At 72.8% G+C, this 6,828-nt stretch carries 6 protein-coding genes and 1 pseudogene; 4 read left to right on the top strand and 3 right to left on the bottom strand.

Features of this window, described 5'->3' with window-relative positions; translation table 11 throughout:
* Positions 1-46 precede the first annotated feature (46 nt).
* On the bottom strand, positions 47-1,390 hold the full coding sequence (locus IG62_RS0107895; RefSeq protein ID WP_030799109.1) for a D-arabinono-1,4-lactone oxidase: 1,344 nt from the start codon (positions 1,388-1,390) through the stop codon (positions 47-49).
* Positions 1,391-1,570: 180 nt separating this feature from the next.
* Entirely contained in the window at positions 1,571-2,845 is a 1,275-nt protein-coding gene (locus IG62_RS0107900; RefSeq protein ID WP_030799111.1) for an MFS transporter, read from the bottom strand.
* A 182-nt stretch (positions 2,846-3,027) separates the two neighbouring features.
* On the opposite strand from IG62_RS0107900, the gene IG62_RS0107905 reads away from it, so the two are divergent.
* Together IG62_RS0107905 and IG62_RS0107910 are read left to right on the top strand one after the other, a co-directional pair.
* A complete protein-coding gene (locus IG62_RS0107905; RefSeq protein WP_030799112.1) occupies positions 3,028-4,182 on the top strand; it encodes a ferrochelatase in 1,155 nt (384 codons plus the stop codon).
* Between the two features lie 95 nt (positions 4,183-4,277).
* Complete coding sequence (locus IG62_RS0107910) at positions 4,278-5,093, top strand: inositol monophosphatase family protein (RefSeq protein ID WP_030799114.1); 816 nt, start codon at positions 4,278-4,280, stop codon at positions 5,091-5,093.
* Positions 5,094-5,179: 86 nt separating this feature from the next.
* On the opposite strand, the gene IG62_RS47720 is transcribed toward IG62_RS0107910, so the two are convergent.
* Positions 5,180-5,356, bottom strand: coding sequence for a hypothetical protein (locus IG62_RS47720; RefSeq protein ID WP_199812429.1), 177 nt, complete (start codon positions 5,354-5,356; stop codon positions 5,180-5,182).
* Between the two features lie 325 nt (positions 5,357-5,681).
* Between IG62_RS47720 and IG62_RS0107920 the strand changes: the two genes are divergently transcribed.
* Positions 5,682-6,335, top strand: coding sequence for a response regulator transcription factor (locus tag IG62_RS0107920; RefSeq protein WP_006602630.1), 654 nt, complete (start codon positions 5,682-5,684; stop codon positions 6,333-6,335).
* Positions 6,336-6,341: 6 nt separating this feature from the next.
* Positions 6,342-6,828 (top strand): annotated as a pseudogene (locus tag IG62_RS0107925) (two-component sensor histidine kinase); the annotation flags it as partial.

The following is a 6,828-nucleotide window of genomic DNA, read 5'->3' on the forward strand; positions in this document are numbered from 1 at the left end:
GGGAGCTTCCTGAAACGGCCGTTTCCGCCCGCGTCGGGTGCCCGGGTCAGTCCCCGAGCACCCGGCGCAGGTAGGCGTTGCCGAACCGCCGGTCCGGGTCCAGCCGGTCCCGGACGGCGGTGAACTCGCCGAACCGCGGGTAGGCGTCGGCGAGGTACGCCACGTCACGGGTGTGCAGCTTGCCCCAGTGCGGGCGGCCCTCGTGCGCGGTCATGATCCGCTCGGCGGCCGCGAAGTACGCCTCGTGCGGCGTGCCGCGGTACATGTGCACGGCGACGTAGACGGTCTCCCGGCCGGAGGCGGTGGACAGCGGGAGGTCGTCGGCCGGCGCGGTGCGCACCTCCACCGGGAAGCTGATCCTGAAGTCCGAGCGCTCCACCAGCGCCTTCAGCTCGCCCAGCGCCGCGACCGCGGCCGCCCGGGGCAGCGCGTACTCCATCTCCACGAACCGCACCCGTCGTGGCGAGGTGAACACCTTGTAGGGGATGTCGGTGTACGTACGGGCCGACAGGGCGCGGCTGGAGATCCTGGCGATGCCCGGTATGGCGGCCGGCACCGCACGGCCGACGGCGCAGGCGACCTGGAAGACGCCGTTGGAGAGCAGCTCGTCCTCGACCCAGCCGCTGATCCGGCCGGGCGGGGCCGCGGGGCCCTGGCTGCGGTTGTTGCGCTTGGTGTTGCAGTTGCCGGTGTGCGGGAACCAGTAGAACTCGAAGTGCTCGTTCTCCGCGACCAGTTCGTCGAACCGGCCGGTCACCTCGTCGAACGGCATCGGCTCCTCACGGGCGTTCAGCAGGAACTCCGGCTCCACCGCGAAGGTGAGCTCGCTGATCACGCCGAGCGCGCCCAGGCCCAGCCGGGCGGCGGCGAAGACGTCCGGGTTCTCCTCGGCGGAACAGGTCAGCACCGAGCCGTCGGCGGTGACCAGCTCCAGGGCGGTGACCTGGGCGGCCAGCGACGCCGAGTCCCGGCCGGTGCCGTGGGTGCCGGTGCTGACCGCCCCGGAGACGGTCTGCTCCATGATGTCGCCCATGTTGGTCAGCGACAGCCCGTGCGCGGACAGCGTCTCGTTGAGGTGCTTGAGGGGCGTTCCGGCGGCCACCGTGACCGTGCCGGCCGCGCGGTCCACCGCACGGACGCCGGTCAGCCGCTCGGGACGGACCAGCAGCCCGTCGGTGGCGGCCGCCGGGGTGAAGGAGTGGCCGGTACCGGCCGCCTTGACCGTCAGCCCGTCCGCGGCGGCGGCGCGGACCGCGGCCGCCAGCTCTTCAGTGCTCGCCGGGGCCACGCTCCGGGCAGGGCGGGTGGTGACGTTGCCCGCCCAGTTGCGCCACGGGGCGGCCGTGGAGCCGCGCCCTCCCCAGCCGCCGACGGCGTTGCTGACTGCCATGGTGACGTCCCCTCCCTCCACGCGGGCCGGCCGGTCGGCCGCCGCGGGTGTGAGCGCATGATGTCAGTCACCCCGGGGTCCTCCACAGGGGCCGAACGGAATTGCGCGATCAAGGAATCGGCCGCAATCACCCGGCTCCGGGACATCTCGTACCGCCGGTAACCCCCGGGGTCGCGCGACTCACCCGACGGGCTGCCCGTCCTGCCGTTCCGCGGCCGCCGTACCGCCCTCCGGCAGACCCGCCGCGACCGGGCCGGCCGCCGCGGACGACGCCTGCCGCGGACGGAGCCGGTGGTAGCCCGCGAACGCCACCAGCGCGGCCAGTACGCCCGACGCCCCCGGCACCAGATAGCCGCGCTCCGCACCCGCGGCGTCCACCACCCAGCCGGCCGCCGACGAACCCAGGGCGACCCCCACGGCCAGACCGGTGCTGGTCCACGTCATGCCCTCGGTCAGCTTCGACCGCGGGACGTGCTCCTCGACCAGCGCCATCGTCGTCACCATCGTCGGGGCGATGGACAGCCCCGCCACGAACAGCGCGACCGCCAGCAGCGGCAGCGAACCCACCAGCTGCAGCGGCACCATGCTCACCGCCATCGCGCACACCCCGATCACCCAGCGGCGCGACGGATGGCCCTTCAGGTGCAGCAGCCCGAAGACGGCGCCCGCCACACACGAACCGAGCGCATACACGGCCAGCACCAGACTGGCCGCCGTCTTGTGCCCGGCCTCCTCCGCGAACGCCACCGTCACCACGTCGATCGCCCCGAAGATCGCGCCGGTCGCCACGAACGTCCCCACCAGCACCTGCAGCCCCCGCGAACGCAGCGCCGAGCCGTTGGCCTGCTGCTCCCCCCGATGCGGCACCGGCTCCGTCGCCCGCTGCGCCGTCAGCCAGAACACCCCGGCCGCCAGGAAGCCCCCCGCCAGCAGCGGCCCGGCCTCCGGGAACCACGCGGTGGACAGCCCGATCGACAGGATCGGCCCGACGATGAAGCACATCTCGTCGACGATCGACTCCCACGAGTACGCGGTGTGCAGCTCCCGCGGAGAGCCCCGGTACAGCTCCGCCCAGCGCGCCCGGACCATCGACCCGACGCTCGGCACGCACCCCGCACACGCGGAGAAGACGAACAGCACCCAGTCCGGCCACCGCTGCTGGGCACTCAGCAGCAGACCCGCGACCGCGGCGAGCGACACCAGCGTCGCCGGGCGCAGTACCCGGCGCTGGCCGTGCCGGTCCACCAGCCGGGAGATCTGCGGGCCGAGCACCGCCGCGGACAGCGCGAGGGTCGCCGACAGCGCGCCCGCCAGGCCGTACCGCCCGGTCAGCTGGGAGACCATCGTGACGACACCGATGCTCAACATCGACAGCGGCATCCGGCCCAGCAGCCCGGCGGCGGAGAAGGACTTGGTGCCGGGGCGGCCGAAGATGGCGCGGTAGGGACTGGGCAACGGGGGCGCTCCGCCGGATGAGGACCGAAGATCGGTAAGGAATGTATGTGGCCGATACAGCTTACGGGCGGTGCCGAGCCCCACGCCTCCGATTTTTCGGCCCGATCCCGCTGCGCTCGCCGGCCGTCCGCCTACCGGGACCTGCCCGCCGCACCCGGGGGAGGGGTGGCAGGATCGATGCCATGCCCGAACAGCGTGATCCCCGCCCCTACGACGCCCTGCTGCTGCTCTCTTTCGGCGGCCCCGAAGGCCCCGAGGACGTCGTCCCGTTCCTGGAGAACGTCACCCGCGGCCGCGGCATCCCCCGCGAGCGGCTCAAGGAGGTGGGGCAGCACTACTTCCTGTTCGGCGGCGTCAGCCCGATCAACGCCCAGAACCGCGAACTGCTCGACGCACTGCGCAAGGACTTCGCCGAGAACGGCCTGGAACTGCCGGTCTACTGGGGCAACCGCAACTGGGCGCCCTACCTGACCGACACCCTGCGCCAGATGGTGGGCGACGGCCACCGCCGCATCGCCGTACTGGCGACCAGCGCCTACGCCTCGTACTCGGGCTGCCGCCAGTACCGCGAGAACCTCGCCGACGCGCTCGCCGCCCTCCAGGCCGAGGGTCTGCCGGTCCCCCAGGTCGACAAACTGCGGCACTACTTCAACCACCCCGGCTTCGTCCGGCCGATGGTCGACGGCGTGCTGGCCTCCCTCGCCGCGCTGCCCGAGGACGTCCGCGACGGCGCCCACCTCGCCTTCACCACGCACTCCATCCCCACCGCAGCCGCGGACACCTCCGGCACCCCGGAGGACCACACCGAGGACGGCGCGGGCGGCGCCTACGTGGCCCAGCACCTCGACGTGGCACGGGTGATCGCCGACGCGGTCCGCGCGGAGACCGGGGTGGACCACCCCTGGCAGCTCGTCTACCAGTCCCGCAGCGGCGCCCCGCACATCCCCTGGCTGGAGCCGGACATCTGCGACCACCTGGAGGAGCGGCACGCCGCCGGCGTCCCCGCCGTGGTCATGGCCCCCATCGGCTTCGTCTCGGACCACATGGAGGTCAAGTACGACCTCGACACCGAGGCCACCGCCAAGGCCGCCGAACTGGGGCTGCCGGTCGCCCGGTCCGCGACCGTGGGCGCCGACCCCCGGTTCGCCGCCGCCGTCCGAGAGCTCCTCCTGGAGCGCGCCGCCACCGAATGCGGCCGCACCCCCGAGCGCTGCGCCCTGGGCGCCCTGGGCCCCTCCCACGACCTGTGCCCGGTCGGCTGCTGCCCGGCCCGCACCCCGCGCCCGGCCGCGGCCGGCGCCGACTGGCAGGGCCCGGCCGCTCAAGGCCCCGCGTAGACCCGTACCCCGCGGCGGCGGACGCCCGGCGGTTGCCGTGTGCCCTATGCGGCCCGACCGCCGCCCGACCGCCGCTCGTCCGAGCAAGGAGCACCGTGCCCGACCCGACGCAGACCGACGCGCTGTACGACGACCTTCTGGAGCTGGCCCTGGAGGCCGCCCGCCGCGCCGGGACGCTGCTGCGCGACGGCCGGCCCGCCGACCTCGGTGTGGCCGCCACGAAGACCAGCCCGATCGACGTCGTCACCGAGATGGACCTGGCATCCGAGAAGCTGATCACCGGCTTCCTCGGGGAGCACCGCCCCGACGACGGCTTCCTGGGGGAGGAGGGCGCCAGCATCGAGGGCACCAGCGGCATCCGCTGGGTCATCGACCCCGTCGACGGCACCGTCAACTACCTCTACGACCTGCCCTCCTGGGCGGTGTCCATCGCCGCCGAGAAGGACGGCGAGGTGGTCGTCGGGGTGGTCGCCGCCCCGATGCGCGGCGAGACCTGTCACGCCGTCCTGGGCCGGGGCGCGTACAACAACGGCGAGCCGGTCCGGCACCGGCCCGCGCCGCCGCTCTCCCAGGCGCTGCTCGGCACCGGCTTCGCCTACCTGGCCGACCGCCGCGCCGCCCAGGCCGAGGTCGTGCGCACCCTGCTGCCGCAGGTCCGCGACATCCGGCGGGGCGGGTCCGCCGCCATCGACCTGTGCGACGTGGCCTGCGGCCGGCTGGACGCCTACTACGAGCGCGGGCTGAACCCCTGGGACCTGGCGGCCGGGACGCTGATCGCCCGTGAGGCCGGGGCCCGCACCGGCGGCCGCCCCGGGCAGCCGGCCTCCCACGAGCTGACCCTCGCCGCCTCCCCTGAGCTCTTCGCGCAGCTCCAGCCGATGCTGGACGAACTCGGCGCCTGGCACGACTGACCCGCGCCATCGCCACCCTCCGGGCACGACCGCGCCCCGGCACCCTGTCCTGGGTGCCGGGGCGCGATCCCCGTACGCCGGCGTGATCAGGCGTTGCTGACCGCTCCGTAACGCACACCGTGCTCGTTCGCCAGCCGCTGGAGGTCCTCGAGCTCGGCCTGCTCGACCTCGACGAGGAAGTCATCGCCCGCGCGGCGGGCCCGGTCCAGATCGGCTTCGGTGTTCTCTATGCGCTGCAAAATGCCTGCGGTGAACGCGTCCATGTGCGCCCCCTCGTCGTGGGTCGGTGGCACGGGGGTGTGCCGACGGTGGGTCGATCACGGAGTGGTCCCTGTGGAATGGATCAGTTCATGGCTCGTGGGTCGCCAACGACAGGGCGTGATCGCGGGTGTGCAGTCGTCCTCCCCACCCGCAACCTCAGGGAAACCTCAACCCGCCCAGGAATCCTGCCGAACGGGCGTGGCGGCCCCGGGCCCCAGGGCCCGCCCCTCCCGCCTTACTGCCGGTTTATGGCTCTTCGGGGCAGGATGGAAGGGCTCAGAGTGATTGTTGTGCCCGCCCGAAGGGCCGTGAGGAAGGACTAGCGACGTGCGTGTTCTCGTCGTCGAGGACGAGCAGCTGCTCGCCGATGCGGTGGCCACCGGACTACGCCGGGAGGCCATGGCCGTCGACGTGGTCTACGACGGCGCTGCCGCCCTGGAACGGATCGCGGTCAACGACTACGACGTCGTCGTGCTCGACCGCGACCTCCCGGTCGTCCACGGCGACGACGTCTGCCGCAAGATCGTCGAGCTGGGGATGCCCACCCGCGTCCTGATGCTCACCGCCTCCGGAGACGTCAGCGACCGCGTCGAGGGCCTGGAGATCGGCGCGGACGACTACCTCCCCAAGCCGTTCGCCTTCACCGAGCTGACCGCCCGGGTGCGGGCTCTGGGGCGCCGGACGACCGTCGCGCTGCCGCCCGTCCTGGAGCGTGCCGGGATCAAGCTCGACCCCAACCGCCGCGAGGTCTTCCGTGACGGCAAGGAGGTCCAGCTCGCCCCGAAGGAATTCGCGGTGCTGGAGGTGCTGATGCGCAGCGAGGGCACCGTCGTCTCGGCCGAACAGCTCCTGGAGAAGGCCTGGGACGAGAACACCGACCCGTTCACCAACGTCGTGCGGGTCACGGTCATGACACTGCGCCGCAAGCTCGGCGAGCCCGCGGTGATCGTCACCGTCCCCGGCTCGGGATACCGGATCTGACCGGCGATGCCTTCCCTGCCCTCGTTCTCCAAGCCGGCCGCCCCACCGCCGCCCATTCCGCCCAAACCCGCCTGGGACCCCCGCCCACCGGTCAACGTCCGGCCCTTCCCGTGGCTCAGGCCGACGATCCGGATACGGCTGACGCTGCTGTACGGCGGGATGTTCCTGATGGCCGGCATCGTGCTGCTGACCATCATCTACATGCTCGCCGCGGACGCCCTGCACGACGGCAGCGCGCTGCCGCTGAAGATCCTCGGCGGCAAGTTCGAGTCCACCAGTGACATCTGCGACCTGCCCACCCAGACGTCCGGACCGCTGCTCCAGCAGGCCGTCGAGCAGTGCCTCCAGCACCAGCGCGCCCTGGCGCTCAACAGCCTGCTGAACCGTTCGTTGCTGGCGTTGCTGGGGCTGACGGTGGTGGCGTTCGCGTTCGGTTATGCGATGGCGGGGCGGGTGTTGTCGCCGTTGGGGCGGATCACGCGGACCGCGCAGC

The sequence above is a fragment of the Streptomyces sp. NRRL S-337 genome, from assembly GCF_000720175.1.
GTDB lineage: Bacteria > Actinomycetota > Actinomycetes > Streptomycetales > Streptomycetaceae > Streptomyces > Streptomyces siderophoricus.